General features: G+C 61.5%; 23 protein-coding genes. 9 read left to right on the top strand and 14 right to left on the bottom strand.

All coding sequences use genetic code 11. The features are described from left to right. Positions 1 to 13 precede the first annotated feature (13 nt). Positions 14 to 538, top strand: a complete 525-nt coding sequence (gene yjgA / locus HU724_RS05135; RefSeq protein WP_016771692.1) for a ribosome biogenesis factor YjgA — start codon at positions 14 to 16, stop codon at positions 536 to 538. Positions 539 to 589: 51 nt separating this feature from the next. Here yjgA and tldD read toward each other — a convergent pair whose 3' ends face one another. From tldD to mreB, 8 genes are all read right to left on the bottom strand, one after another. Further along, the gene (tldD, locus tag HU724_RS05130; RefSeq protein ID WP_016771693.1) at positions 590 to 2,032 is read right to left on the bottom strand and encodes a metalloprotease TldD; all 1,443 of its coding nucleotides are present in this window, start codon (positions 2,030 to 2,032) and stop codon (positions 590 to 592) included. Positions 2,033 to 2,036: 4 nt separating this feature from the next. Then, entirely contained in the window at positions 2,037 to 2,897 is an 861-nt protein-coding gene (locus HU724_RS05125) for a carbon-nitrogen hydrolase family protein (RefSeq protein WP_186568074.1), read from the bottom strand. A 58-nt stretch (positions 2,898 to 2,955) separates the two neighbouring features. Beyond that, complete coding sequence (locus HU724_RS05120) at positions 2,956 to 6,759, bottom strand: YhdP family protein (RefSeq protein ID WP_186568073.1); 3,804 nt, start codon at positions 6,757 to 6,759, stop codon at positions 2,956 to 2,958. A 75-nt stretch (positions 6,760 to 6,834) separates the two neighbouring features. Then, complete coding sequence (rng, locus tag HU724_RS05115; RefSeq protein WP_016771696.1) at positions 6,835 to 8,292, bottom strand: ribonuclease G; 1,458 nt, start codon at positions 8,290 to 8,292, stop codon at positions 6,835 to 6,837. 58 nt (positions 8,293 to 8,350) lie between these two features. Further along, a complete protein-coding gene (locus tag HU724_RS05110) occupies positions 8,351 to 8,947 on the bottom strand; it encodes a Maf family protein (protein ID WP_186568072.1) in 597 nt (198 codons plus the stop codon). A gap of 37 nt (positions 8,948 to 8,984) precedes the next feature. After that, complete coding sequence (gene mreD, locus HU724_RS05105; RefSeq protein ID WP_024011608.1) at positions 8,985 to 9,476, bottom strand: rod shape-determining protein MreD; 492 nt, start codon at positions 9,474 to 9,476, stop codon at positions 8,985 to 8,987. Then, on the bottom strand, positions 9,476 to 10,579 hold the full coding sequence (gene mreC, locus HU724_RS05100; RefSeq protein ID WP_083387093.1) for a rod shape-determining protein MreC: 1,104 nt from the start codon (positions 10,577 to 10,579) through the stop codon (positions 9,476 to 9,478). Before mreC ends, mreD begins: the two co-directional genes overlap by 1 nt. 140 nt (positions 10,580 to 10,719) lie before the next feature. Then, the gene (gene mreB, locus HU724_RS05095) at positions 10,720 to 11,757 is read right to left on the bottom strand and encodes a rod shape-determining protein MreB (RefSeq protein WP_002555108.1); all 1,038 of its coding nucleotides are present in this window, start codon (positions 11,755 to 11,757) and stop codon (positions 10,720 to 10,722) included. A gap of 211 nt (positions 11,758 to 11,968) precedes the next feature. Between mreB and gatC the strand changes: the two genes are divergently transcribed. From gatC to HU724_RS05065, 6 genes are all read left to right on the top strand, one after another. Next, positions 11,969 to 12,256: an Asp-tRNA(Asn)/Glu-tRNA(Gln) amidotransferase subunit GatC gene (gatC, locus tag HU724_RS05090; RefSeq protein ID WP_024011606.1), complete on the top strand. Its 288-nt coding sequence runs from the start codon at positions 11,969 to 11,971 to the stop codon at positions 12,254 to 12,256. Between the two features lie 16 nt (positions 12,257 to 12,272). Beyond that, a complete protein-coding gene (gatA, locus tag HU724_RS05085) occupies positions 12,273 to 13,724 on the top strand; it encodes an Asp-tRNA(Asn)/Glu-tRNA(Gln) amidotransferase subunit GatA (protein ID WP_024011605.1) in 1,452 nt (483 codons plus the stop codon). 10 nt (positions 13,725 to 13,734) lie between these two features. After that, positions 13,735 to 15,180 (top strand): Asp-tRNA(Asn)/Glu-tRNA(Gln) amidotransferase subunit GatB, encoded by a 1,446-nt coding sequence (gene gatB / locus HU724_RS05080; protein WP_186568070.1) that lies wholly within the window; start codon positions 13,735 to 13,737, stop codon positions 15,178 to 15,180. 218 nt (positions 15,181 to 15,398) lie between these two features. Then, positions 15,399 to 15,770, top strand: coding sequence for a septal ring lytic transglycosylase RlpA family protein (locus HU724_RS05075; RefSeq protein WP_024011604.1), 372 nt, complete (start codon positions 15,399 to 15,401; stop codon positions 15,768 to 15,770). Positions 15,771 to 15,867: 97 nt separating this feature from the next. After that, a complete protein-coding gene (locus HU724_RS05070) occupies positions 15,868 to 16,878 on the top strand; it encodes a calcium/sodium antiporter (protein ID WP_437180355.1) in 1,011 nt (336 codons plus the stop codon). After that, positions 16,875 to 17,255, top strand: a complete 381-nt coding sequence (locus HU724_RS05065; protein WP_123443389.1) for a carboxymuconolactone decarboxylase family protein — start codon at positions 16,875 to 16,877, stop codon at positions 17,253 to 17,255. Before HU724_RS05070 ends, HU724_RS05065 begins: the two co-directional genes overlap by 4 nt. 99 nt (positions 17,256 to 17,354) lie before the next feature. Here HU724_RS05065 and HU724_RS05060 read toward each other — a convergent pair whose 3' ends face one another. The 5 genes from HU724_RS05060 to kdgD form a co-directional block, all read right to left on the bottom strand. After that, positions 17,355 to 18,296 (bottom strand): AEC family transporter, encoded by a 942-nt coding sequence (locus HU724_RS05060; protein ID WP_016770674.1) that lies wholly within the window; start codon positions 18,294 to 18,296, stop codon positions 17,355 to 17,357. A 284-nt stretch (positions 18,297 to 18,580) separates the two neighbouring features. Continuing rightward, positions 18,581 to 20,134 carry a galactarate dehydratase gene (gene garD / locus HU724_RS05055; RefSeq protein ID WP_016771706.1) on the bottom strand — a complete coding sequence of 518 codons (1,554 nt, stop codon included), beginning with the start codon at positions 20,132 to 20,134 and terminating at the stop codon, positions 18,581 to 18,583. Positions 20,135 to 20,145: 11 nt separating this feature from the next. Continuing rightward, complete coding sequence (locus tag HU724_RS05050; RefSeq protein WP_186568068.1) at positions 20,146 to 21,507, bottom strand: MFS transporter; 1,362 nt, start codon at positions 21,505 to 21,507, stop codon at positions 20,146 to 20,148. A 100-nt stretch (positions 21,508 to 21,607) separates the two neighbouring features. Next, positions 21,608 to 23,053 (bottom strand): aldehyde dehydrogenase family protein, encoded by a 1,446-nt coding sequence (locus tag HU724_RS05045; protein ID WP_071174379.1) that lies wholly within the window; start codon positions 23,051 to 23,053, stop codon positions 21,608 to 21,610. A 71-nt stretch (positions 23,054 to 23,124) separates the two neighbouring features. Further along, positions 23,125 to 24,036, bottom strand: coding sequence for a 5-dehydro-4-deoxyglucarate dehydratase (gene kdgD / locus HU724_RS05040; protein WP_016771708.1), 912 nt, complete (start codon positions 24,034 to 24,036; stop codon positions 23,125 to 23,127). A 298-nt stretch (positions 24,037 to 24,334) separates the two neighbouring features. On the opposite strand from kdgD, the gene HU724_RS05035 reads away from it, so the two are divergent. Together HU724_RS05035 and HU724_RS05030 are read left to right on the top strand one after the other, a co-directional pair. Next, positions 24,335 to 24,715 (top strand): hypothetical protein, encoded by a 381-nt coding sequence (locus HU724_RS05035; protein WP_186568066.1) that lies wholly within the window; start codon positions 24,335 to 24,337, stop codon positions 24,713 to 24,715. A 150-nt stretch (positions 24,716 to 24,865) separates the two neighbouring features. Beyond that, complete coding sequence (locus HU724_RS05030; RefSeq protein WP_186568064.1) at positions 24,866 to 25,219, top strand: hypothetical protein; 354 nt, start codon at positions 24,866 to 24,868, stop codon at positions 25,217 to 25,219. A gap of 9 nt (positions 25,220 to 25,228) precedes the next feature. Here the strand turns inward: HU724_RS05030 and HU724_RS05025 are convergent, their stop codons facing one another. Continuing rightward, on the bottom strand, positions 25,229 to 25,975 hold the full coding sequence (locus HU724_RS05025) for a FadR/GntR family transcriptional regulator (protein ID WP_024011597.1): 747 nt from the start codon (positions 25,973 to 25,975) through the stop codon (positions 25,229 to 25,231). Positions 25,976 to 26,134: the final 159 nt, after the last annotated feature.

Raw genomic sequence — 26,134 nt, 5'->3', positions numbered from 1 at the left:
GCGGACTGCCACCATGGTTGATTCTTACGACGACTCCCTCGATACGGGAGAAAAAAGCAAATCTCAGGTCAAACGCGAGTTGCATGCGCTGGTTGACCTCGGCGAGCGCCTGACCACACTCAAGCCTGATCTGGTCGCCAAACTGCCGTTGACCGACGCTTTGCGCCGGGCATTGGCCGATGCGCCCAAGCACACCGCGAACATCGCGCGTAAACGGCATTTGCAGTTCATCGGCAAACTGATGCGCGACCAGGACACTGACGCGATTCTGACTCTGCTCGATCAACTCGATGCCTCCACTCGCCAGTACAACGAGCGTTTCCATAATCTGGAACGCTGGCGTGACCGCCTGATCGCGGGCGATGACGCCGTGCTGGAGAAATTCGTCATCGAGTATCCGGACGCCGATCGCCAGCAATTGCGTTCCCTGATCCGTCAGGCCCAGCATGAGGTTGCGCAAAACAAACCACCTGCGTCGAGCCGCAAGATCTTCAAATACATTCGGGAGCTGGACGAGACTCAACGCGGCCTGCGTTGAAAATCGCCACCGGGTGGCCGTCCTGCGCGCCACCCGAAAGCCCCGCCTCTCTTATGCGCCCGTGCCACCCACGGTAATCGCATCGATTTTCAGCGTTGGCTGGCCGACACCCACCGGCACCGACTGCCCATCCTTGCCACACGTACCCACACCGCTGTCCAGCGCCAGATCGTTACCGACCATCGACACCCGGCTCATCGCCTCGGGGCCGTTGCCGATCAACGTCGCGCCTTTGACCGGTGCGGTGATCTTGCCGTCTTCGATCAGGTAGGCCTCGCTGGTCGAGAACACGAACTTGCCGCTGGTGATATCGACCTGACCGCCACCGAGGTTGGCGCAGTAGATGCCCTTCTTCACCGAGGCGATGATTTCTGCCGGATCGCTTTCGCCACCGAGCATGTAGGTGTTGGTCATCCGTGGCATCGGCAGGTGCGCGTAGGATTCGCGGCGACCGTTACCGGTGCGCGCCACGCCCATCAGCCGCGCGTTGAGCTTGTCTTGCATATAGCCCTTGAGTACGCCGTTTTCGATCAGCGTGGTGCACTCGGTCGGCGTGCCTTCGTCATCGACGCTCAGCGAACCGCGACGGCCGCTCAAGGTGCCGTCATCGACGATGGTGCATAACTTGGAGGCAACCATTTCACCCATGCGCCCGCTGTAGGCCGAGCTGCCCTTGCGGTTGAAGTCGCCTTCCAGACCGTGACCGACCGCTTCGTGCAGCAGCACGCCGGACCAGCCGGAACCCAGCACCACCGGCAAGGTACCGGCCGGCGCCGGAATCGCTTCCAGATTGACCAGAGCCTGGCGCAGCGCTTCGCGGGCATAACCCATGGCGCGGTCTTCGGCGAGGAAGTAGCGGTAATCGGTACGCCCACCGCCGCCGTGCCCGCCGCGTTCGCGACGGCCATTCTGTTCGACGATGACGCTTACGTTGAAACGCACCAGTGGACGCACGTCGGCGGCCAGGCCACCGTCGGTGGAGGCCACCAGGATTCGCTCCCAGACCCCGGCCATGCTCACGCTGACCTGTTGAATCCGTGGGTCGAGTGCGCGGGTGGCAACGTCGATGCGTTTGAGCAACTCGACTTTTTCCGCGCGGCTGAGCACTTCCAGCGGGTTATCGGGCGCGTACAGTTGCGCGACGTCCTGGCTGGTGAACGCCTGCACGGTGCCGTTCTGCCCGGCGCGGGAGATCGAACGCGCCGCACGCGCCGCTGCACCGAGGGCCTCGAGGGTGATCGCGTTGCTGTAGGCAAAACCGGTTTTCTCACCGGACTGCGCGCGCACGCCGACACCCTGATCGAGGTTGAAGCTGCCTTCCTTGACGATGCCGTCTTCCAGCGCCCACGACTCGGAGATCTGGCCCTGGAAATACAGGTCGGCGGCATCGATGCCCGGCCCGGCCAGATCGCCGAGCACGCCTTGCAGGCTCTCGATCGTGACACCGCCGGGTGCCAACAGGTGATCACTGACTGAGGACAACAACTCGCTCATAGGTTTACGCCTTAAATTCGTGTTCTGAAGCAGGCCGCTGGGCGCCCTGCGAGAAAAACCGCCGATGACGCGTCACCGGCATGCGCGCCCGGATGGACGCTTGTTCATCGCTGTCGCGGGCGGCCAGCAACACCGCCTCGCCTTGATCCTGCTGGGCCAGCACACGCCCCCACGGATCGACAATCGCCGCATGCCCGAAGGTCTCGCGTGGCCCCGGATGACTGCCGCCCTGGGCGGCCGCGAGGATATAACACTGTGTTTCGATGGCCCGCGCGCGGATCAGTACATCCCAATGCGCGGCGCCGGTTACGGCCGTAAACGCCGACGGTGCGGTAATCAACTCGGCACCGGCGGCACGCAATTCACTGTACAGCTCCGGGAAACGCAAGTCGTAACACACGCTCAGACCGACGCGCCCCACCGGCGTATCCGCTACCACCACATTACCGCCATAAGCATAGTCATCGGATTCACGGTATTGGCCGCGATTGTCGGCGACATCGACATCGAACAGATGCAGCTTGTCATAGCGCGCGACGACCTCGCCGTATTCATTGATCAACAACGAGCAGGCATTGGCTTTGGCCGTGGGTTGACCCAACGGTGGCAACGGCAAAGTGCCGGCGACTATCCATAAGGTGAGGTCGCGGGCGGTCTGTTTCAACCAGGGCAGGATCGGCCCTTCGCCCAAGGCCTCGGCGCGGCCGATATCGGCGACGTCACGACGGCCCATGGCGGCGAAGTTTTCCGGCAGCACCGCAAGTTTCGCCCCGCCGGCGGCGGCCTGTTCAAGCAGGCGTCGGGCTTGGGCCAGATTGGCCAGCACGTCGCTCTGGCTGACCATTTGAATCACCGCTAAAGACATGGCGAACTCCCAAAGAGGTGTTTGGCCATGCTACTCCATCGCTTCAAGGCCGGGCCGTTCAAAAAGGCTTGTCGAAGGTGATTTTCGGCTCTTTCCATGGGCCTTTGACGGTGTACTTGACGCTGGCGAAGCGCGCCACGCGGTCGCCGATCAGCTTGTCGATGAGGAACAGCGCGCCGCCGACCGCCGGTGCGCCGACGAGCAGCGCGGCGATCGGCAGGTTGTTGGTCACCGGCAAGGTCACCAGCAATTTCGCATCGACCTTGTCACCGACCAGATCCAGCGTGCCGTCCAATTCCAGGTTGCTCGAAGGCCCGGTCAGGCGAATCGGCTCACGTGTCACGTAGACACCGTTGTTCGCCACCAGCAAACCTTTGACCCGGTCGTAGCTCAAGCCTTTGCCGAACAGGTCGGAGAAGTCCAGACGCAGGCGCCGGCCGATCGAGTTGAAGTTGAGCAGGCCGAACACCCGCAGCGCCTGAGCACCGCCTTCCACTTCAACGAACTGGCCCTTGTTCAGCGAGGCGTCGAGGGTGCCGGAGAAGCGCTTGGTCGCCAGCCACGCCGGCGAGCCCGGCCAACGGCCATCGACATCCATGTGGAATTCTTCACTGGTGACGCTTGGCGCGAAGCCCCAGCCTTTGAGCACGTCAGCCAGATTCTTACCGCCAATACGACCCTTGTACCAACTGCTGGTCGCCCCCGGCGCGCCTTCCCAGCCACCGTTGCCTTGCAGCAGGATTCCCTTGAGGCCCATATCGAGGTTGTTCAGTGCGATGCCCTTGGCGGTCGGCCGCACTTTCAGCGACCAGCCACCGACCAGATCGGGGCCGAGGAACAATTGATTGAGGGTGATATCCAGCGCCGGGATTTTCGTCGGGTCGACCGACGCCAGTGGATCCGGCGCGTTCTCGTCAGCCTGCACCGCCGGGTCCGGCGCTGGCAGTTTCACGTATTGCAGATTCACCGCAATCGGCACGCCCTTGGCGTCCGGCAGGCTGGCCGTGCCCTTGGCCTGCTGACTATCGAGAGCGAGATTCCATGCGCCGGGCTTGCGATTGATCTGCACCGAGGCCTGATCCAGTGTGGTGCCGAGCGCGGTCAACTTGCCGACTTTGACGTCAGCGCTGCTGAGCAGTTGCTTGGCGCTGCCGCCCGGATCCCCGCCGGCGTATTTGTTGGCCAGATCCTGCCACGGCGCAACGTCCAGCTCTGATAGCACCCCACGAATGCGCAGACCCTTGGCGCCCGGCAACACCGCTTCGCCAGCGCCGAGAAACAGTTCGCCACGGCCGTCGGCAAAATTACTCGGCGGCGCGGCAAAGGTGAAATTGGCCAGTTGATCGTAATTGACCCAGTAACGCCGCTCCTGCCCTTGCAAGGTCATGCGGAATACCGTGTCACGTCCGACATCGGCGGCCATGCCGAACGGCGCCGGCAAATCCACTGCCACGCCTTTGAGGCTGGAGCTGACCAGCAACTGGCTATCGGCCCCGGAAAGATTCAGCTGCAACTGATAAGGAATCGTCCCGGACACCGGCAACGGCTGGGTCACGCCCAGCCAGTCAGTGAGCTTTTTCACTTCAACCTGTCCGGATGCGGCCACCCGAGTCTTGATCTGGTTGGGGCTGCCATCCGCGAAGATCTGCGCAGTGACCGGTTTGTCGAAGGCCCGTGCAGAGATGTTCTGGCCGCTGAGGCCTTTATTGCTGTCGAAACGGAAATCGCCCTTGAGCTGGCTCAGTTCGAGCTTAGGTTCGGCCAGCTTCAGCCGCGCGTTGGCGGTTTTGAAATCGACGAGGATTTTCGGCTGTTCGCCCTTGGCCAGCGGAATATCCAGCTTGAGCTTGCCATTCAGATCACCGGCGCCCTCCCAACCGGCAAAGGTCTCGCCAGTGCCAATCGGCGCGTCCTGAAGAATCTTCAAGCCATCGCCCAGGCCACCGGCAAATGCGCCATCAAGGAACAAATGCGAGTTCTGTCCGGCCGGTACGTGAGGAATATTGACGAAGACATCGCTGACTTGCGTATCGAGCAATTGGCCTTTGCTGGCCCAGATGCGCACGCCGCTGTCCTCGATGAACACGTCGCCGCTGACCTTGCTCACGTGCGGCCAGCCCGGCTGAAAGGCCAGTTCGGCGTCGTGCACTTTGAAGAACAAACTGATGCTGCGATCAGCCTCGCCGGCGTTCTTGCTCAGCGAGCCCTGATACTGGAAGAAGCCCTGGTCCACCGCGCCTTTGAGGATCGCCGTGCGCAGCCACTCATCCAGCGCCGGGCTCAACACCGCCGGCAGATATTTTGCGGTATAGCGACCGTCGCCATCGACCAGGCCGACGCGCAGGTCCATGTAGTCTTCCTGGCTATGGTCGAAGTGCAGGCGGATGAGGAAGTCGCCGGCAATCTTGCCTTCTTCGCCCAGCACCTTCAGGTACGGCGCAATCAGGGTGAAGCCATCCTTGTCGAGCTTCCAGGTCAGCCGCGCATTGGCCTGCAGGTATTGCCATGGCTTGGCGAAAATCGGATCGAGGTGCAGGACGAAGTCCTTGCTGTCGAGGCGCAACTCGCCGCCGTCCAGATTGCCGCTGAGGCTGCCGCTGACATTTCGCGCCGCTGGGGCGCCGTGGTAGGCATCGAAACCGACATTATCGAGGTTGGCGGCAAAGCCGAATTTGTTGCCATCGGTGGCGGTCGGACGGAAATCCAGCAGGACGTTGCGCAGGCCGCCGGTTACCTTCAACCGCTCGACCACTGTGGCGAAGCTTTGCGGCAACGGCCCCAACGCATTGAGCAGCGGCGTGATCGGGGTCAGATCGAGGCGATCGGCCTGCAAATGCCAGAGCTCTTCAGCCTTGGCGCTGGCGCGAGTCTGCTGCACCTGCACATGGGATTCCCAGCGGGTGTCGCCGAAGCTCATCGCCAGTGAATCAAGAGTGACCTTCGCGCCCTCGGCGGTGTTGCGGTAATAGGCGTTGAGCGCCAGATTGTTGATCTGGATCGGCTTGCGCTCGGCGTAGGCGCCGGTCACTTGCGGCGCATTCAGGCGCAACGCGGCGCTTTGCAACGCGCCTTCGGCCCAATCGACCCAGAGTTCACCGCCGGCCTTGATCTCGGAAAAATTCCATTGCTGGGTCAGGCGCTCGGGCAGCCATTTCGCCCAGTCGCTCTGCGGCAGGCTGGCATAACCCTCGATGACGCTGTTCTGCCACTGATCAGGACGCAACTGGCTGCGCAGGCTCAGCGCGACAGGTTGGCCGTCGGGCAAGGTCAGACGCGCGTCGAGACGCTGGCGGCTGGCGCCGGTGCGCAGATTCAGACCGACATAGGTGAGCGTCATGGGCGCGTGGTCGAGCGGTTGCAAGGTCACCTGGCTATCGAGCACCGACAGTTGCTTGATCATCTGCGAGCGCTGAAAAAGTTGCGCTGCATCGAACGGCTGGTCCTTCTGCACCGGCAGGCCTTCCAGCGCCCAGGTACCGTCGTCGGCTTCCTTGAGGCTGATCTTCAAACCGTTGAGTTCGATATGCGCGAGGCGCACTTCGCGGGCGAGCAAGCTGCCCCACATATCCGGGACTACCCGTACGCGGTCGAGGCGCAGCGCGTTGGCGCCGTCGCCGACCATCACGTCATGGGCCAGCAGGATCGGTGCGAAACCGCTCCAGTTGCCCTCCAGCTCACCGATCTGCAAGGGCATGCCGAGGGCCGCGCTGGCCTTGTCTTCGATGTCGGCGCGGTATTCCGCCACCAGTGGCGTCAGCTCGCGGCCGAGGCTGACGTACAACGCCATCAACACCAGAACCAACGCGCACAGGCCCAGCCCCCAGCGGGTGAGTGCGGCCAGAATGCGTGTCAGACGCTCCATGTCAGTTGGCTCCCATGGCAAAAATACTGCGAAAAGCTGAGGCCAGCCGCGTTGAATGAGTGGTGATGCAGGGCTTCAGAGCAGCACCACGTCATATTGTTCCTGGGAATACATGGTTTCCACCTGAAAACGTATGGTGCGACCGATAAAGCCTTCAAGCTCGGCGACGTTACCGGATTCTTCGTCAAGCAAGCGATCGACCACTTTCTGGTTGGCCAGTACCCGATAACCCTCGGCCTGATAGGCCCGCGCCTCGCGCAGAATCTCACGGAAGATCTCGTAACAGATGGTTTCAGCGGTTTTCAGCTTGCCGCGTCCCTGGCAACTGCTGCACGGTTCGCACAGCACCTGTTCGAGACTTTCACGGGTGCGCTTGCGGGTCATCTGCACCAGGCCCAGCTCGGTGATGCCGATGATGTTGGTCTTGGCGTGATCGCGCTCCAGCTGTTTCTCCAGAGTGCGCAGGACCTGACGCTGGTGCTCTTCATCTTCCATGTCGATGAAGTCGATGATGATGATCCCGCCGAGGTTGCGCAGGCGCATCTGCCGGGCAATCGCCGTGGCCGCTTCGAGATTGGTCTTGAAAATGGTTTCTTCGAGATTGCGATGACCGACGAACGCCCCGGTGTTGACGTCGATGGTGGTCATGGCTTCCGCCGGATCGATCACCAGATAGCCGCCGGACTTCAGCGGCACCTTGCGCTCGAGCGCGCGCTGGATTTCGTCTTCGACACCGTACAGATCGAAGATCGGCCGCTCGCCCGGATAGTGTTCCAGACGATCGGCGATTTCCGGCATCAGTTCGGCGACGAATTGCGTGGTTTTCTGGAAGGTTTCCCGCGAGTCGATGCGGATCTTCTCGATTTTCGGATTGACCAGATCACGCAGGGTGCGCAGGGCCAGGCCGAGGTCCTCGTAGATCACGCTCGGCGCGGCGATGGTCTTGATCTGTTCGTTGATCTGGTCCCAGAGGCGCCGCAGGTAGCGGATGTCCATGAGGATTTCATCAGCGCCGGCACCTTCAGCAGCCGTGCGCAGAATGAAGCCGCCGGCCTCCTTGATGCCTTCTTTGGCCACGCAATCGCTGACCACCTGCTTGAGACGCTCGCGCTCGGCTTCGTCTTCGATCTTCAGGGAAATGCCAACGTGGGCAGTGCGCGGCATGTACACCAGATAACGCGAAGGAATCGACAGTTGTGTGGTCAGGCGTGCGCCTTTGGAGCCGATCGGGTCTTTGGTGACTTGCACCACCAGACTTTGGCCTTCGTGCACCAGCGAACTGATGCTTTCCACCGCCGGGCCTTCACGCAGGGAGATTTCGGCGGCGTGAATGAAAGCCGCACGATCGAGGCCGATGTCAACAAATGCCGCCTGCATGCCCGGCAGTACGCGAACGATCTTGCCTTTATAGATGTTGCCGACGATCCCGCGTTTCTGCGTGCGCTCGACGTGGACTTCTTGCAGCACACCGTTTTCGACCACCGCCACGCGCGATTCCATCGGCGTGATGTTGATCAGAATCTCTTCACTCATGGCAGGATCTCGTTCAGGCATGTTCACGATAGTGGCCGCATCTGGATTCGTACGACGCTCAGGGCGTGTTCAGGTTTTGCCAACAGGGTATGCCGAAATGGCCCAACACCTCGCAGGTTTCGCACAGCGGCAGGCCGACCACCGCCGAATAGCTGCCGTCGAGCCCGGCGACAAACACCGCACCCAGGCCTTGAATGCCATAGCCGCCGGCCTTGTCGCGCGGTTCGCCACTGGCCCAGTAGGCGCCGGCCTCTTCGCGGCTGATGCTGCGGAAACGCACGCGACTGCGCACCACCCGCGACTCGCAGCGCTCACCTTCAAGCACGGCGATGGCGGTCAGCACTTCGTGTTCGCTGCCGGACAACATCATCAGCATGGCGCATGCGTCGGCTTCGTCCACCGGTTTGCCAAGTATTTTGCCGTCGAGTACCACAGCGGTGTCGGCGCCAAGCACGCAGAACGGCTGGTCAGAGACGACCGAGCGGCGCCCGGCCTCAGCCTTGCCACGCGCGAGGCGCTCGACATAGGCCGAAGGGGATTCTTCAGGAAGCGGGGTTTCGTCGATGTCCGCGCTGATGGCGGAGAACCGCACGCCGATCTGCGTGAGCAATTCACGGCGGCGCGGTGAGCCGGAGGCGAGGTAAAGCAGTTTCATCAAAACATCTCCCTGTTCAGTGCCCTGCTTCACCGGCTCAATAGATTCTGTAGCGTCGGCACATCCCGCGAAGGGCGAAACTGACCCACGGCCAGAGCAAGGCACTGACCAGCGCCGGCAAGACCAGCGCCAGGGTTGGCTGACGGTTGCCGGTCAGAGCGCTGAGCCACAGTTGCGCCAATTGTGCGAGGCCGAAGATCACCAGGATCACCAGGCACTGCTGCCACATCGGGAACATGCGCAGGCGCTGCTGCAACGACAACACGAGGAAAGTAATCAGGGTCAGGATCAGCGCGTTCTGCCCGAGCAGGTCGCCCTGCAGGACATCTTCGGCCAGCCCCAGACAGAACGCCGTGACCATGCCGACCGTGTGCGGCATGTACAGCGCCCAAAACGTCACGAGCAAGGCCAGCCACAGCGGGCGGAGGATTTCCATGAAGATTGGCAACGGCGATACGCTGAGCAGGATGCCGACGAAGAATGTCAGCCAGATCATCCAGCCGTTTCCGGATTTTTTCGCGCCGACCATTATTCTCGTCCCCCGGTAGTCGCTGGCGGTTTCGCCGGTGGTTTGCTCGCGGCCGGCGGTTTGGCAGCGGCCGGAGCGGCAGCGGGCGGTTTGCTCGCGGCAGGCTTGGCAGGCGTGGCGGCAGGCGCTGCGGCTTCAGTGGCCGGCGCTGCGGTAGCGGTCGACGGCGTGGCAGGCATGATCAACGGTTTCGGCACGCTGGCCGGCAACATCGGGCCGCCGCCGTGGGCATCGAGCTGTTCCTGCGCCTGGGCCGCGTCATTGGCGCGTTCCTCGGCGGTGCGGCTGTCGCTGAACACCAGCAGCAGGTAGCGGCTGCGGTTCAGGGCGGCAGTCGGTACGGCGCGGACAATGGCAAACGGTTGGCCGGAATCGTGGATGACTTCCTTGACCGTGGCCACCGGATAACCGGCCGGGAATCGCTGGCCGAGGCCGGAGCTGACCAGCAGGTCGCCCTCTTTGATGTCTGCCGTGTCGGCGACATGACGCAGTTCCAGCCGTTCCGGGTTGCCGGTGCCGCTGGCAATCGCGCGCAGACCGTTACGATTCACCTGCACCGGAATGCTGTGAGTGGTGTCGGTCAGCAGCAGAACGCGCGAGGTGTACGGCATCAATTCAACCACCTGGCCCATCAGCCCGCGTGCATCGAGCACCGGTTGACCGAGCACCACGCCGTCGCGCTCACCTTTGTTGATGATGATGCGATGGGTGAAGGGGTTGGGGTCCATGCCGATCAGCTCGGCCACTTCGACCTTTTCATTGACCAATGCAGAGGAATTGAGCAACTCGCGCAGCCGAACGTTCTGCTCGGTCAGGGCCGCGAGCTTTTGCATGCGCCCCTGCAACAGCAGGTTTTCGGTCTTGAGTTTTTCGTTTTCGGCGACGAGCTCGGTGCGGCTGCCGAACTGACTGGCGACCCCTTCCCACAAGCGGCCGGGCAGGTCAGTGATCCAGTAGGCATCCATGAGCACCAGCGACGCTTGCTTGCGCGCGGGCTTGAGCAGGTCGAAACGTGCATCGACCACCATCAGTGCGACCGCGAGCACGGCCAGCACCAACAGGCGCACGCCCAACGAAGGGCCTTTGGTGAAAAGCGGTTTAATAAGCCGCTCCTCCCAGGCAAATGTTCTGTTTATTCATACGGCATCAAACCGGCCTGGATGAAGACTGACAGAAGATAAACGCCAACAGGCAGCACTGCAAAGTGCTGCCTGTGCGTTCACCCACGTATTGCATTCGAAGCTTATTCGCTCGAAAGCAGATCCATGGTGTGCTTATCCATCATTTCCAGCGCACGGCCACCGCCGCGAGCAACGCAAGTCAGCGGATCTTCGGCAACGATCACCGGCAGACCGGTTTCCTGAGCCAGCAACTTGTCGAGGTCACGCAGCAGCGCGCCACCACCGGTCAGCACCAGGCCACGCTCGGCGATGTCGGAAGCCAGTTCCGGCGGCGATTGCTCCAGCGCGCTTTTCACGGCCTGAACGATGGTTGCCAGCGACTCTTGCAGAGCCTCAAGCACTTCGTTGGAGTTCAGGGTGAATGCGCGTGGAACGCCTTCGGCCAGGTTGCGACCGCGAACATCGACTTCGCGCACTTCGCCGCCCGGGTAGGCCGTCCCGATTTCCTGCTTGATGCGCTCAGCGGTGGATTCACCGATCAGGCTGCCGTAGTTGCGGCGCACGTAGGTGATGATCGCTTCGTCGAAACGGTCGCCGCCGACACGTACGGATTCGGCGTAGACCACACCGTTCAGGGAGATCAGGGCGATCTCGGTGGTACCACCACCGATGTCCACGACCATCGAACCGCGCGCTTCTTCAACCGGCAGGCCGGCACCGATCGCAGCAGCCATCGGCTCTTCGATCAGGAACACTTCACGGGCACCGGCGCCAAGGGCCGATTCACGGATGGCGCGACGCTCAACCTGGGTGGACTTGCATGGAACGCAGATCAGCACACGAGGGCTGGGCTGCAGGAAACTGTTTTCGTGAACCTTGTTGATAAAGTACTGCAGCATCTTTTCGCAGACGCTGAAGTCGGCGATCACGCCGTCCTTCATCGGACGAATGGCGGCAATGTTGCCCGGCGTACGGCCGAGCATGCGCTTGGCCTCGGTGCCGACAGCGACGACACTTTTCTGGTTACCGTGTGTCCGAATGGCCACAACCGATGGCTCATTCAGGACGATACCGCGCTCGCGCACGTAAATAAGGGTGTTGGCAGTGCCCAGGTCAATGGAAAGATCGCTGGAAAACATGCCACGCAGTTTCTTGAACATGGGAAAGGGACCCTAGGCAACGCGTGGGTAAAAAAGTGCGGCAAACTCTAACAACGACAGGGATTTTGGGCAAGGCGCCAATATGTTAAATTGGCCGCTTTTCTGTGCACCAAGCCCCACAATCGCGGCCTTATGACCGTAGAAGTGCGGTAGTGTTCCGACAATCTAACACACGGACGCCGTCCGTTCTGTTTTCCACTGGAGAATCCCGATGGCGCTAGAACGCTCCGACGTGGAAAAAATCGCGCATCTGGCCTGCCTTGGCCTCAACGATGCCGATCTTCCGCACATTACTTCCGCCCTCAACAGCATTCTCGGGCTGGTCGACGAAATGCAGGCCGTTGATACCGACGGTATCGAGCCGCTGGCCCACCCCCTGGAAGCCAGTCAGCGCCTGCGCGCCGACGTGGTGACCGAGACGAATAATCGCGAGGCCTACCAGTCCATCGCACCAGCGGTCGAAAACGGCCTGTATCTGGTTCCGAAAGTCATCGACTAAAGGGAAAGAGCCTGCAATGCATCAAATGACTCTGGCCGAGATCGCCCGCGGTCTCGCCGATAAAAAGTTTTCCTCCGAAGAGCTGACCAAAGTCCTGCTGGCGCGTATTACCCAGCTCGATCCGCAGCTCAACAGTTTCATCAGCCTCACCGAGGATCTGGCCATCGAGCAGGCGAAAGCCGCCGATGCACGCCGGGCCAACGGTGAGAGCGGCGCCCTGCTCGGCGCGCCGATCGCCCACAAGGATCTGTTCTGCACCCAGGGCATCCGCACCAGCTGCGGCTCGAAGATGCTCGACAACTTCAAGGCTCCATACGACGCCACCGTAGTCGCGAAACTGGCCGCTGCCGGCGCCGTGACCCTGGGCAAGACCAACATGGACGAATTCGCCATGGGTTCGGCCAACGAGTCGAGCTGGTACGGCGCGGTGAAAAACCCGTGGAACCTGGAACACGTGCCGGGCGGTTCGTCCGGCGGCTCGGCGGCGGCGGTTGCCGCTCGTTTGTTGCCAGCCGCCACGGCCACTGACACCGGCGGTTCGATCCGTCAGCCGGCGGCGTTCACCAACCTCACCGGCCTGAAGCCGACCTACGGTCGCGTTTCGCGCTGGGGCATGATTGCCTACGCTTCCAGCCTCGATCAGGGCGGCCCGTTGGCGCGCACGGCCGAAGACTGCGCGATTCTGCTGCAAGGCATGGCCGGCTTCGACCCGAACGATTCCACCAGCATCGATGAGCCGGTTCCGGATTACTCCGCCAGCCTCGGCGAGTCGCTGCAAGGCCTGCGCATCGGCGTGCCGAAGGAATACTTCAGCGCCGGTCTCGACCCGCGCATCGCCGAGCTGATCCAGAACAGCATCCAGCAGCTGCAGAAGCTCGGTGCCGTGATCAAGGAAATCAGCCTGCCGAACATGCAGCACGCCATTCCTGCGTACTACGTGATCGCCCCGGCAGAGGCCTCCTCGAACCTGTCGCGTTTCGACGGCGTGCGTTTCGGCCATCGCTGCGAGAACCCGGAAAACCTCATCGACCTGTACAAGCGTTCCCGTGGCGAAGGCTTCGGCGCGGAAGTGCAGCGCCGGATCATGGTCGGCGCCTACGCGCTGTCCGCCGGTTACTACGACGCCTACTACCTGAAAGCGCAGAAGATTCGTCGTCTGGTGAAGAACGATTTCATGGCTGCCTTCAATGAAGTCGACATCATCCTCGGCCCGACCACGCCGAACCCGGCGTGGAAACTCGGCGCGAAGAACAGCGACCCGGTCGCTGCCTATCTGGAAGACGTCTACACCATCACCGCCAACCTCGCCGGCCTGCCGGGCCTGTCGATGCCGGCCGGTTTTGTCGATGGTCTGCCGGTGGGCGTGCAGTTGCTCGCGCCGTATTTCCAGGAAGGCCGTTTGCTCAATGTTGCGCACCAGTATCAGCTCAACACTGACTGGCACACCCGCACCCCAACCGGCTTCTGAGGAGACACACATGCAATGGGAAGTCGTGATCGGGCTGGAGATTCACACTCAGCTCACCACCCGGTCGAAAATCTTTTCCGGTAGTTCCACCACCTTCGGTTCCGAGCCGAACACCCAGGCCAGCCTGATCGACCTTGGCATGCCCGGTGTGCTGCCGGTGCTCAACCAGGAAGCGGTGCGCATGGCGGTGATGTTCGGTCTGGCGATTGACGCCGAGATCGGCCAGCACAACGTATTCGCCCGCAAGAACTACTTCTACCCGGACCTGCCGAAGGGCTACCAGATCAGCCAGATGGAATTGCCGATCGTTGGCAAAGGCCACCTGGACATCGCCCTGGAAGATGGCACGGTCAAACGCGTCGGCATCACCCGCGCGCACCTTGAAGAAGACGCCGGCAAGAGCCTGCACGAAGAATTCAACGGTGCCACGGGCATCGACCTGAACCGTGCCGGCACGCCGCTGCTGGAAATCGTCTCCGAGCCGGACATGCGCAGCGCCAAGGAAGCCGTGGCTTACGTCAAGGCGATCCATGCGCTGGTGCGCTACCTGGGCATCTGCGACGGCAACATGGCCGAAGGCTCGCTGCGTTGCGACTGCAACGTCTCGGTGCGCCCGAAAGGCCAGGTCGAGTTCGGCACTCGCTGCGAGATCAAGAACGTCAACTCGTTCCGTTTCATCGAGAAGGCGATCAACTCCGAGATCCAGCGCCAGATCGAGCTGATCGAAGACGGCGGCAAGGTCATCCAGCAGACTCGCCTGTACGACCCGAACAAGGACGAGACCCGTCCGATGCGTTCGAAAGAGGAAGCCAACGACTACCGTTACTTCCCCGATCCGGATCTGCTGCCGGTGGTCATCGAAGAGTCGTTCCTCGGTGAAGTGCGAGCGACCCTGCCGGAACTGCCACCGCAAAAGCGCGAACGCTTTCAGAGCCAGTTCGGTCTGTCGGCCTACGACGCCAACGTGCTGGCCACCAGCCGTGAACAGGCGGATTACTTCGAGAAAGTCGCGGCCATCGGTGGCGACGCGAAACTGGCGGCGAACTGGGTGATGGTCGAGTTGGGCAGCCTGCTCAACAAGCAGGGCCTGGACATCGAAGACTCGCCAGTCTCCGCCGAGCAACTGGGCGGCATGCTGCAGCGCATCAAGGACAACACCATCTCCGGCAAGATCGCCAAGGTGGTGTTCGAAGCGATGGCCAACGGCGAAGGCAGTGCTGACGAGATCATCGAGAAGCGCGGCCTCAAGCAAGTCACCGACACCGGCGCGATCTCGGCTGTGCTCGACGAAATGCTCGCGGCCAACGCCGAACAGGTCGAACAGTACCGCGCGGCAGACGAAGCCAAACGCGGCAAGATGTTCGGCTTCTTCGTCGGCCAGGCCATGAAAGCCTCCAAAGGCAAGGCCAACCCGCAGCAGGTGAACGAATTGCTGAAAAGCAGGCTCGAAGGCTGACCACCAATGGAGCCAGATCCAAAGCCTGGCTCCATCCCCTGTGGAAGGGACCTGTGGCGAGGGGATTTATCCCCGTTGGGCCGCGAAGCGGCCCCTATTGCTGAGCTTGATTTGCACCAGATAAACCGAGTTCTCAGTTTTGGGACTGCTGCGCAGTCCAACGGGGATAAATCCCCTCGCCACAGGTCACTCCTACATTTGATCCGGGATACCTTTGAATGAAGCGTCTGTTGCTGAGCAGCGCCCTGCTCTCTCTGCTGGCCGGTTGCGCCAGTACCGACACCATCGACCCGCACGGTTACGACCAGACCGGCGTCGCCTCCTACTATGGAGCCAAACATCACGGTAAACGCACCGCCAGCGGCGAAGCGTTCAACCAGCATTCCCTGACCGCCGCCCACCGCCAGTTGCCGTTCGGTACGCGGGTGAAGGTCACCAATCTGAAAAATGACGAATCAGTCGTGGTCCGCATCAATGACCGTGGCCCGCACACCCGTGGCCGGCTGATCGATCTGTCGCGCGAGGCCGCCGATGAAATCGGCATGCTGCGCAGCGGCACCGCACGGGTTCGCGTGCAGGCCCTGGACTGATGGAGCGCCGACCATTTTCGGACTAGCCGATCTGCCGCTGATCAACGTCATCGAACTGCTCAGCGGCCTGGTTCTTTTGCTCATCGGCGCCGAGCTGATGGTGCGCGCCGCCGTGCGTCTGGCCGAGCGCCTGCATGTGCGTCCGTTGATCATCGGCCTGACCATCGTCGCCCTCGGCAGCAGCGCGCCGCAGATGACAGTGAGCCTGCAAGCGGCGCTGACCGACAACCCGGACATCGCCGTCGGCAGCGTGGTCGGCAGCGGCATCTTCAACATCCTCGTAACCCTTGGCCTGTCGGCACTGATCATTCCGCTGCGCGTGTCGCGGCAACTGGTGCGCCTGGATATCCCGCTGATGATCGGCGCCAGCCTGCTGGTATTCATCCTCGCCTGGAATAAAGACCTCGGGCGTTTCGACGGCGTCCTGCTGCTCGGGGCGTTGGCGCTGTACCTTGGCTTGTTGTTCCGCCAGTCGCGACACTCCACGCGACCTCATACAGAACGACCAACCGAGACGCAGCAATCCTGGCTGATCAGTGGGCTGATGATTCTCGCTGGCCTGACCATGCTGGTGTTCGCCGGGCGTTTGCTGCTCGGCGCCGCCGTGGTCGTGGCCACCGACTTGGGCCTGTCGGAACGGGTCATCGGTCTGACCGTGGTCGCGGTCGGCACTTCGCTGCCGGAACTGGCAACCTCGCTGATCGCCGCCCTGCGCGGGCAGCGTGACATTGCCGTGGGCAACGTGATCGGCGCCAATCTGTTCAACCTGCTCGGGGTGCTCGGCCTGACGGCGCTGCTCGCACCGACGCCGCTTTCCGTTTCCCCGAATGCGCTGGATTTCGACTTGCCGGTGATGCTCGGCGTCGCTGCGCTGTGCCTGCCGGTGTTCTATTCCGGCTACCGCGTGACCCGGGCCGAAGGCTTGCTGCTGCTCGGTTTGTATCTGGTCTACGGGCTGCATGTGGTGTCGTTCACCACCGGCATGCCGCTGGCCGGAAAACTCGAGCGCTTGATGCTGTTTTATGTCCTGCCGGCGCTGCTGACGTTTCTGCTGTTCACGTCGATCCGCGCCTGGCGTCGCCAACACCACAAGAGAGATGTGCCATGAGCGAGTCGAAGCAGTCCGGGGTTGAAATCCGTCGTCAGGTCATGGGCGATGCGTTCGTTGATCGCGCCCTGGGCAACGCCACCGAGTTCACCCAGCCGTTGCAGGATTTCGTCAATGAACACGCCTGGGGCGGGGTGTGGAATCGCGAAGGTTTATCGCTGAAAACCCGCAGCCTGATCACCCTCGCCGCACTGACCGCGTTGAAGTGTCCGCAGGAGTTGAAAGGCCACGTGCGCGGTGCGCTGAACAACGGCTGCACGGTGGAAGAGATTCGCGAAGCGCTGCTGCATTGCGCGGTGTATGCCGGCGTGCCGGCGGCGATCGATGCGTTTCGCGCGGCGCAGGAAGTGATCGACAGCTACCAGAAACCGCAGTGACCGCCTTCGCGAGCAGGCTCGCTCCCACATTTGCAATGCGTTTCCCTGTGGGAGCGAGCCTGCTCGCGAAGAGGCCCTGGCAGACACCACAAATCCTTGTCAGATCCACCCACCCCACTGCAACACGAAGATTCCGACATTGGTGGTGATCGCCGCCATCAACGTGGTCATCACGATAATCGCCGCTGCCAGCTCATGATTGCCCTGCGCTGCCCGGGCCATGACGAAACTTGCCGCCGCCGTCGGGCTGCCAAAGTAGAGAAACAGAATCCCCAGTTCCGCCCCGCGAAAGCCCCACAACCACGCGCCCACGGTTGCCAGTAACGGCAGACCGACCATCTTCACCAGGCTGGAGCTGAGCGCCATCTTGCCGCTCTTGCGTAACGCTGCGAGTGACAACGTGCCGCCGATACAAATCAGCGCCAGCGGCAAAGTGGTCTGCGCCAGATACTGGCCGGAGGTCTCCAGCCAGCCCGGCAAACCGATCTTGAAATAGGCGAACGGCGCTGCCGAAATCACGCTGATGATCAGCGGGTTGCTGAACACGCTTTTGCAGATGCTCCACGGATCGGACTTGATCACCGGGCTGTACACCGCCAGCACGATGGTCGACAGCGTGTTGTAGAACAGGATCACCAGCGCCGCGAGAATTGCCCCGAGGGAAATGCCGTAATCGCCGTACATGCTTGCCGCGAGTGCCAGGCCGATCACGCCGTTGTTGCCGCGAAACGCGCCCTGGGTGTAGATGCCGCGATCTTCCCGCGGACATTTGAAAATCGCCCAGCCCCAGGCCACGGCGAAACTCACCAGGGTGGCAAGGGAAAAGTAGATGAGGAGCGAAGGTTGCAGCGCGGCGTGCAGGTCAGCGTGGAGAATGCCGAGGAACAGCAGCGCCGGCATGGTCACGTTGAACACCAGCGACGAGGCGGTGTGGATGAAGTTGTCGTTGATCCAGTCGATGCGCTTGAGCAGCACACCGAGAAACAGCATGGCAAACACCGGCGCGGTGATGTTCAGGGTTTCAAGAAAGATTGCCAGCATGCCGGAGAGCCTTGGGTGAGCGTCGATAGGGGGCTAATGATAAGCCACTTTCACCCTGATCGTTCCCACGCTCTGCGTGGGAATGCAGCCCCGGGACGCTCTGCGTCCCAAAGCGTGACGCGGAGCGGCACATGAGGCATTCCCACGCAGAGCGTGGGAACGATCACAGGCACCGCAAGTTCTTAGGCGTCTGGCAGATCGCTTTCGCGAGCAGGCTCGCTCCCACATTTGCAATGCATATCCCTGTGGGAGCGAGCCTGCTCGCGAAGAACGATGACGCGGTCTCAGGTAATCGGCGCCGGGTTGAACAAGGTGATGTCGTTATGCAGCTTGTGCTTCTCCGCCCAGGTCTGTTGCTTGCCACTGGCAACATCCAGGTAATAGTGAAACAACTCCCAGCCCAGTTCTTCGATGGTCGCGCGCCCGGTGGCAATGCGTCCGGCATCGATGTCGATCAGGTCCGGCCAGCGCTGCGCCAGTTCAGTCCGCGTCGATACCTTGACCACCGGCGCCATGGCCAGCCCGTAAGGCGTGCCGCGACCGGTGGTGAACACGTGCAGGTTCATCCCCGCCGCCAGTTGCAGCGTACCGCAGACAAAATCACTCGCCGGCGTCGCGCAGAAAATCAGGCCCTTGTGCTTGAAACGCTCGCCCGGGCCGAGCACGCCATTGATCGCGCTGCTGCCGGACTTGACGATCGAGCCCAAGGACTTCTCGACAATGTTCGACAACCCGCCCTTCTTGTTGCCCGGCGTGGTGTTGGCGCTGCGATCGGCTTCGCCCTTGGCCAGGTAACGGTCGTACCAGTCCATCTCGCGCACCAGCTCTTCGGCGACGGTTTGCGTTTGCGCCCGTGAGGTCAGCAGGTAGATCGCATCGCGCACTTCGGTGACTTCGGAAAACATCACCGTCGCCCCCGCTCGCAGCAGCAAGTCCGAGGCATAACCCAGCGCCGGGTTGGCGGTGATGCCGGAGAACGCATCGCTGCCGCCGCACTGCATACCGAGAATCAGCTCGGAGGCCGGCACGGTTTCGCGGCGGCGCTGGTCGAGTTTCTTCAAGCGCACTTCGGCCAGTTCCATGATCTGTTCGATCATTTCGGTAAAGCCATGACTGGAATCCTGCAAGCGGTACAGCCACGGATCGCTGAGATCCACAGAGGCATCGTCCTCGTGCATCACTTGCCCGGCCTGCAATTTCTCGCAGCCCAGACCGATCACCAGCGCCTCGCCACCCAGGTTCGGGTTGCGCGCCAGATTGCGCACGGTACGAATCGGGATGTAGGCGTCGGTGGCGGTAATCGCCACACCGCAGCCATAGCTGTGGGTCAGCGCCACCACGTCATCGACGTGCGGGTACTTCGGCAGCAGCTCTTCCTTGATGCGCTTGACCGCATGATCAAGCACGCCGGTGACGCACTGCACGGTGGTGGTGATGCCGAGAATGTTGCGCGTGCCGACGGTGCCGTCGGCGTTGCGATACCCCTCGAACGTGAAGCCTTCCAGCGGTGCCTGCGCATCCGGCACATCGGTGGACAGCGGCAAGCTGTCCAGCGGCGGCGCGGTCGGCATGCGCAGTTGATCTTCCTTGACCCAACTGCCGCGTCGGATTGGCTGCAACGCGTAACCAATGATCTGCCCGTAACGAATCACCGGGCCGCCTTCGGGAATATCCTCCAGGGTGACCTTGTGGCTCTGCGGTACGAAATCCAAGGTGACCAGGCCGTCGGCGAACTCGGTACCGGCCGGTACGCCCTGATCGTTGACCACCACTACAACGTTGTCCCGCTCGTGCAGGCGGATGTAGCGCGGCGAGTCGGAATGTTCAATCAACTGCATGACGCCGCTCCTCAGGAATGCGCTTGAGACAAATTGCCGGTGGCTTCAACGCCGCCGCTGGTTGGCGGCTCTTTCAAGACCACACGCTTGATCGGGCCGACGATAACCAGATAGCTGAACACCGCGACCAGTGCGTTGGCGCCGACAAACACCAGCGCCCACTTGAACGAGCCGGTGGAGCTGATGATGTAGCCGATCACGATCGGCGTGGTGATCGAAGCGATGTTGCCGAAGGTGTTGAACAGGCCACCGCTCAGACCGGCGATCTGTTTCGGCGAAGTGTCGGAAACCACCGCCCAGCCCAGTGCGCCAACGCCTTTGCCGAAGAATGCCAGAGCCATGAAGCCCACGACCATCCATTCCACTTCAACATAGTTGCACGCGACGATGCTGCTCGACACCAGCAGGCCGGCGATGATCGGCGCCTTGCGGGCGAAGGTCAGTGAATGGCCCTTGCGCAGCAGGTAATCGGAAATCACCCCACCGAGCACGCCGCCGATAAAGCCGCAGATCGCCGGCAACGAAGCGATGAAACCAGCCTTGAGAATGGTCATGCCACGCTCTTGCACCAGATACACCGGGAACCAGGTCAGGAAGAAATAAGTGATGCCGTTGATGCAGTACTGGCCCAGATACACGCCAAGCATCATGCGATTGGTCAGCAGCTGACGGATGTAATCCCACTTCGGACCGTCGGACTTCTTGCCCTTCTGGTCCATGTCGACCATGCCGCCGTTTTCAGCGATGTGCTTGAACTCGGCCTCGTTGACCCGTGGGTGCTCGCGCGGGCTGTAGATGACTTTCAGCCACACCAGCGAGAACACGATACCGAGGATACCCATGACGATGAACACGTGCTCCCAGCCGAAGCTGTAGACGATCCAGCCCATCAACGGCGCGAACAGCACGGTGGCAAAGTATTGCGCCGAGTTGAAGATCGCCGAAGCGGTGCCGCGTTCAGCGGTCGGGAACCACGCCGCCACGATGCGCGCGTTGCCGGGGAACGATGGCGCTTCGGCCAGGCCCACCAGAAAGCGCAGCATGAACAGCGCAACCACTGCCGTGGACATGCCGAATTCACCGACAAAGCCTTGCAGTACGGTGAACAGCGACCAGGTGAAAATGCTCAGGGCATAGACTTTTTTCGAGCCGAAGCGATCGAGCAGCCAGCCACCGGGAATTTGCCCGGCGACGTAGGCCCAACCGAATGCGGAGAAGATGTAGCCGAGGGTAACGGCGTCGATGCCAAGGTCCTTTTGCAGGCTGGAGCCGGCAATGGCGATCGTGGCACGGTCGGCGTAGTTGATCGTGGTCACCAGAAACAGCATGAGCAGGATCAAATAGCGGACGTGAGTCGGCTTGGAGGATTGCATGCAGATGTACTCCCACTGATTATTTTTATGCGGGTAAAACATTCTTTGGTCTTGTGCCGCGCAGGGCCTCAGGCGATGGCCCGGCGCGGGTGCAGCGGGGTTACGATCCGATGTAACTGGTCTTCACGACCGTGTAGAACTCTTGTGCATAGCGGCCCTGCTCACGGGAGCCGTAGGACGAGCCTTTACGCCCGCCGAACGGTACGTGGTAATCCACACCGGCGGTCGGCAGATTGACCATCACCATCCCGGCCTGGGAGTGGCGCTTGAAGTGGTTGGCGTACTTCAGCGAGGTGGTGGCGATGCCAGCCGACAAGCCGAATTCGGTGTCGTTGGCCATGGCCAGCGCAGCTTCGTAATCGGCCACGCGAACGATGTTGGCAACCGGGCCGAAGATCTCTTCGCGGCTGATGCGCATCGACGCTTCACTGTCGGCAAACAGGGTTGGTGCGAGGAAGTAGCCCTCGGTGTCGCAAGTCACCACACCGCCGCCGCTGACCAGACGCGCACCTTCGGACTGGCCGATGTCGATGTACTTCATGTCCTGTTCAAGCTGCGCCTGGGAAACCACCGGACCGATGTCGGTGCCGGCTTTCAGCGCGTGGCCGACCTTGATCGACTTCATGCGCTCGGCCATCGCCTCAACGAACTTGTCGTGGATGCCGGCGGTGACGATCAGACGGCTCGAAGCCGTGCAGCGCTGGCCAGTGGAGTAGAACGCGCTCTGCACCGACAGCTCGACCGCTTGCTTGAGGTCGGCGTCGTCGAGAATGATCTGCGGGTTCTTGCCGCCCATTTCCAGCTGCACCTTGGCCTGGCGCGAAACGCAGTTGACTGCGATCTGACGACCCACGCCCACCGAACCGGTGAAACTGATGCCATCGACTTTCGGGCTGTTGACCAACGCCTCGCCAACCACGCGACCGCTGCCCATTACCAGGTTGAACACACCGGCCGGGAAGCCCGCGCGGGAAATGATTTCCGCCAGCGCCCAGGCGCAGCCCGGCACCAGATCGGCAGGCTTGAGCACGACGCAGTTGCCGTAGGCCAGGGCCGGAGCAATCTTCCACGCCGGGATCGCAATCGGGAAGTTCCACGGGGTGATCAGACCGACCACGCCCAGCGCTTCGCGGGTGACTTCGACGTTGACGCCCGGGCGCACCGACGGCACGTAGTCACCGGACAGGCGCAGGCATTCGCCGGCGAAGAACTTGAAAATATTGCCGGCGCGGGTCACTTCACCGATCGCTTCCGGCAGGGTCTTGCCCTCTTCACGGGCCAACAGCGTGCCGAGCTCTTCGCGACGGGCGAGGATCTCGCTGCCGACTTTATCCAGCGAATCGTGACGGGCCTGAATGCCCGAAGTGGAATACGCCGGGAACGCAGCGCGGGCGGCGTCGATGGCGGCGTTGACCTGGGTCAGGTCAGCCTTGGCGTAATCGCCGATGGTGTCGCTGAGTTCGGACGGGTTGATGTTGGCCGAGTAATCGGCACCGGCGACCCATTCGCCATTGATGTAGTTGTCGTAGCGTTTTGCAGTTGTCACAGGGCAGCCCTCAACTCTAAAAGCCTTCACGCAAAAAGCCGCTGATTGCTCAGCGGCCTCGCTTTTCTGGTTTATTGCGCGCCTTGCTTGTCGATCAGCGCGGCGAGCATTTCGTACTCTTCGCCGGTCAGGTCGGTCAGCGGCGCACGCACCGGACCTGCGTCATAGCCGGCGATTTTTGCACCTGCCTTGACGATGCTCACGGCATAACCGGCCTTGCGGTTGCGGATGTCCAGGTACGGCAGGAAGAAGTCGTCGATGATCTTGCCAACGGTGGCGTGATCTTCGCGAGCGATAGCGTGGTAGAAGTCCATCGCGGTTTTCGGGATGAAGTTGAACACCGCCGAGGAGTAGACCGGCACGCCTAACGCCTTGTAGGCAGCGGCGTAGACTTCGGCGGTCGGCAGACCACCCAGGTAGCTGAAGCGATCACCGAGGCGGCGACGGATCGACACCATCAACTCGATATCGCCCAGGCCATCCTTGTAGCCGATCAGGTTCGGGCAGCGCTCGGCCAGACGTTCCAGCAGCGGCGCGTTGAGGCGGCAAACGTTGCGGTTGTAGACGACCACGCCGATCTTCACCGATTTGCACACGGCTTCGACGTGGGCGGCAACACCGTCCTGGCTCGCTTCGGTCAGGTAGTGCGGCAGCAGCAGCAGGCCTTTGGCGCCCAGACGCTCGGCTTCCTGAGCGTATTCGATGGCCTGGCGGGTCGAACCACCGACGCCGGCGAGGATCGGCACGCTGGTTGCGCAGGTGTCGACGGCAGTCTTGATGATTTCCGAGTATTCGCTGGCGGCCAGGGAGAAGAACTCACCGGTGCCGCCGGCGGCGAACAGAGCCGAAGCGCCATACGGAGCCAGCCATTCCAGGCGTTTGATGTAGCCCGCGCGGTTGAAATCGCCTTGCGCGTTGAAATCGGTCACCGGGAAAGACAGCAGGCCGGCAGAGAGGATGGACTTCAGTTCTTGTGGATTCATTATTCGAACACCCTGGTAGCAACGTTTTATTGTGAGTGGACCGTTCAGCCTTCGCCGAAGTTGTAGGTCATCGTACAACTTAAATAATAACCGTCAACTGCATTTCATCGTTGGCAGGGCTTTTTTGTCCGACAAAATCGCTGTCTATGCTTCTGGAAATCGCTGGAAGGCCCGTCCTTGAAGCATTTTCTCGCGGAAATATCTCGTCTGGATTCGTTTAATTCTGAGAGGACCAGCGGCTCGTAAAGTACGTCGACTGCCACGAAGGATCGTGGCGGACCACTCAAAGGAAGCCGCTATGTCGATGCATTTTGCCGCCCCCACCCTCACCCACGTCGCCCCTGCGCAAGACGACTGCGTGACACTTCAGCTCTCGCAACTGCCGGACATCCTCACCGTGCAGGTGCCGGATTCCAGCGATTTCGCAGCAAACTGGAGCGTCTACGCGATTCTCGGCAGCGATGGAGAAGAACCTGAATGGGAAGGTGATGAAGTGGACACTGGCGCCTGGGATGACGCCGAGGATGAAATGGAAAAGCTCTTCGACATCGAGGTGCAGCTGCCCAAAGAAGCGCTGCAACCGTACCTGGGCCGCGAGGTGGAGCTGAGGTACAAGTTTCGCGATGAATCGAGTATGGAGCCGTATTCGCGGGCGTTGAGGTTGCGGGTTGAGGCGTAAGCATTTCCGCGTTTGAGGCCTGACCGTTGGTCGGGACTGGTATTTCTTACAGGTGCGGCCACGTATTCGTCAGTTCTTAAATGGTTGCGCATGGATGCTGTTGGGCGCCCGTGCCTTAACTATTCATTGCTGACCAAAAGGATCTTGAAGATGACAGCTAAAACAAGCTCGTTACCCGCCCCCCAATTTTCACAAGCGGTGAACGGCGTACTCAAGCTCAGCGAAATCCAGGAGTCGACCGAAGCCGTGGTCCCGGTATATACAGGGTCGGAGGTCGGAGACTCCATCAGGCTTTTGCTCAGGACCACTCACGGGGGTGAGCACACCTATACCCTCAGTGTATCGCCCCCCCCTGGTGACGCCGCCTTTCTATTCCAAATCCCGAAGGACCATCTTGCCCTACTTGCAGTGGCGGGCGACCGCGCGTTTCTGAAGTATGAGGTCACCAAACAGAGCGGCAATATTGGACCTTCGGCTGAAATAGACGTCGGTCTGGAACCTTAACTCGTAACCTTATCCCTGCGCCTGCGCCTCTTCATGGGCCTGGCGCAGTCTTTCGCGGCTGTTGGTCAGATGCAACCGCATTGCGGCGCGCGCAGCATCGGAATCCTGACGGGCAATCGCGTCGTAGATTTCCTCGTGCTCGCGGCTCAGGCGGCCCATGTAGTGCTGTTGATCATCGTGGGCCAAGCGCGCCGAGTTCAGCCGCGTACGTGGAATGATGCTGGTGCCCAGGTGCGTCATGATGTCGGTGAAGTAGCGGTTGCCGGTGGACAGGGCGATTTCCAAGTGGAAAGCGAAGTCCGACGACACCGCATCGCTGGCATGGGAAGCGCTTTCGTTCAAGGCGTCGAGGGCGGCGCGCATGGTTGCCAGTTGCTCGGGGCTGCGGCGCTGCGCGGCGAGGCCGGCGGATTCGACTTCGAGGCTGATGCGCAATTCGAGAATCGCCAGCACGTCACGCAGGGTGACGACGGTGGCCGGATCGATACGGAAACCGCTCGGGCTTGGCGTGTCGAGAACAAAGGTGCCGATGCCGTGGCGGGTTTCCACCTGACCGGCGGCCTGCAGACGGGAAATCGCCTCGCGCACCACAGTGCGGCTGACGCCATGGGCTTCCATGATTGCCGACTCGGTGGGCAATTTGTCGCCACGCTTGAGCAGGCCATCACGGATCTGCTCGCTCAACACCGTCACCAATTCCTGGGCGAGGCTGCGGCGCTTGCGGGGGAGGCGCGGGGTGTCGATCAGCTTTTCCATGGTCTGCATCTTGTCTCGAAAGTTCGGCTTGGCGCCATCATAGCTCAAGCGAGTTGTACGATCACTTTCCGTTCCACACAAATCCTGTGGGAGCTGGCTTGCCAGCGATGAGGCCATATCAGGCGACATAGATGTCGCCTGTTGCGCCGCCATCGCTGG

This window comes from Pseudomonas iranensis (assembly GCF_014268585.2).
Taxonomy (GTDB): domain Bacteria; phylum Pseudomonadota; class Gammaproteobacteria; order Pseudomonadales; family Pseudomonadaceae; genus Aquipseudomonas; species Aquipseudomonas iranensis.
The sequence above is the reverse complement of the archived record's forward strand: the minus strand, read 5'-3'. Positions and strand labels throughout refer to the sequence as shown.

Coding starts and splice junctions, on each gene's coding strand:
- yjgA (WP_016771692.1), top strand. CDS start 14: ATGGTTGATTCTTACGACGACTCCCTCGATACGGGAGAAAAAAGCAAA.
- tldD (WP_016771693.1), bottom strand. CDS start 2,032: ATGAGCGAGTTGTTGTCCTCAGTCAGTGATCACCTGTTGGCACCCGGC.
- HU724_RS05125 (WP_186568074.1), bottom strand. CDS start 2,897: ATGTCTTTAGCGGTGATTCAAATGGTCAGCCAGAGCGACGTGCTGGCC.
- HU724_RS05120 (WP_186568073.1), bottom strand. CDS start 6,759: ATGGAGCGTCTGACACGCATTCTGGCCGCACTCACCCGCTGGGGGCTG.
- rng (WP_016771696.1), bottom strand. CDS start 8,292: ATGAGTGAAGAGATTCTGATCAACATCACGCCGATGGAATCGCGCGTG.
- HU724_RS05110 (WP_186568072.1), bottom strand. CDS start 8,947: ATGAAACTGCTTTACCTCGCCTCCGGCTCACCGCGCCGCCGTGAATTG.
- mreD (WP_024011608.1), bottom strand. CDS start 9,476: ATGGTCGGCGCGAAAAAATCCGGAAACGGCTGGATGATCTGGCTGACA.
- mreB (WP_002555108.1), bottom strand. CDS start 11,757: ATGTTCAAGAAACTGCGTGGCATGTTTTCCAGCGATCTTTCCATTGAC.
- gatC (WP_024011606.1), top strand. CDS start 11,969: ATGGCGCTAGAACGCTCCGACGTGGAAAAAATCGCGCATCTGGCCTGC.
- gatA (WP_024011605.1), top strand. CDS start 12,273: ATGCATCAAATGACTCTGGCCGAGATCGCCCGCGGTCTCGCCGATAAA.
- gatB (WP_186568070.1), top strand. CDS start 13,735: ATGCAATGGGAAGTCGTGATCGGGCTGGAGATTCACACTCAGCTCACC.
- HU724_RS05075 (WP_024011604.1), top strand. CDS start 15,399: ATGAAGCGTCTGTTGCTGAGCAGCGCCCTGCTCTCTCTGCTGGCCGGT.
- HU724_RS05070 (WP_437180355.1), top strand. CDS start 15,868: ATGGTGCGCGCCGCCGTGCGTCTGGCCGAGCGCCTGCATGTGCGTCCG.
- HU724_RS05065 (WP_123443389.1), top strand. CDS start 16,875: ATGAGCGAGTCGAAGCAGTCCGGGGTTGAAATCCGTCGTCAGGTCATG.
- HU724_RS05060 (WP_016770674.1), bottom strand. CDS start 18,296: ATGCTGGCAATCTTTCTTGAAACCCTGAACATCACCGCGCCGGTGTTT.
- garD (WP_016771706.1), bottom strand. CDS start 20,134: ATGCAGTTGATTGAACATTCCGACTCGCCGCGCTACATCCGCCTGCAC.
- HU724_RS05050 (WP_186568068.1), bottom strand. CDS start 21,507: ATGCAATCCTCCAAGCCGACTCACGTCCGCTATTTGATCCTGCTCATG.
- kdgD (WP_016771708.1), bottom strand. CDS start 24,036: ATGAATCCACAAGAACTGAAGTCCATCCTCTCTGCCGGCCTGCTGTCT.
- HU724_RS05035 (WP_186568066.1), top strand. CDS start 24,335: ATGTCGATGCATTTTGCCGCCCCCACCCTCACCCACGTCGCCCCTGCG.
- HU724_RS05030 (WP_186568064.1), top strand. CDS start 24,866: ATGACAGCTAAAACAAGCTCGTTACCCGCCCCCCAATTTTCACAAGCG.
- HU724_RS05025 (WP_024011597.1), bottom strand. CDS start 25,975: ATGGAAAAGCTGATCGACACCCCGCGCCTCCCCCGCAAGCGCCGCAGC.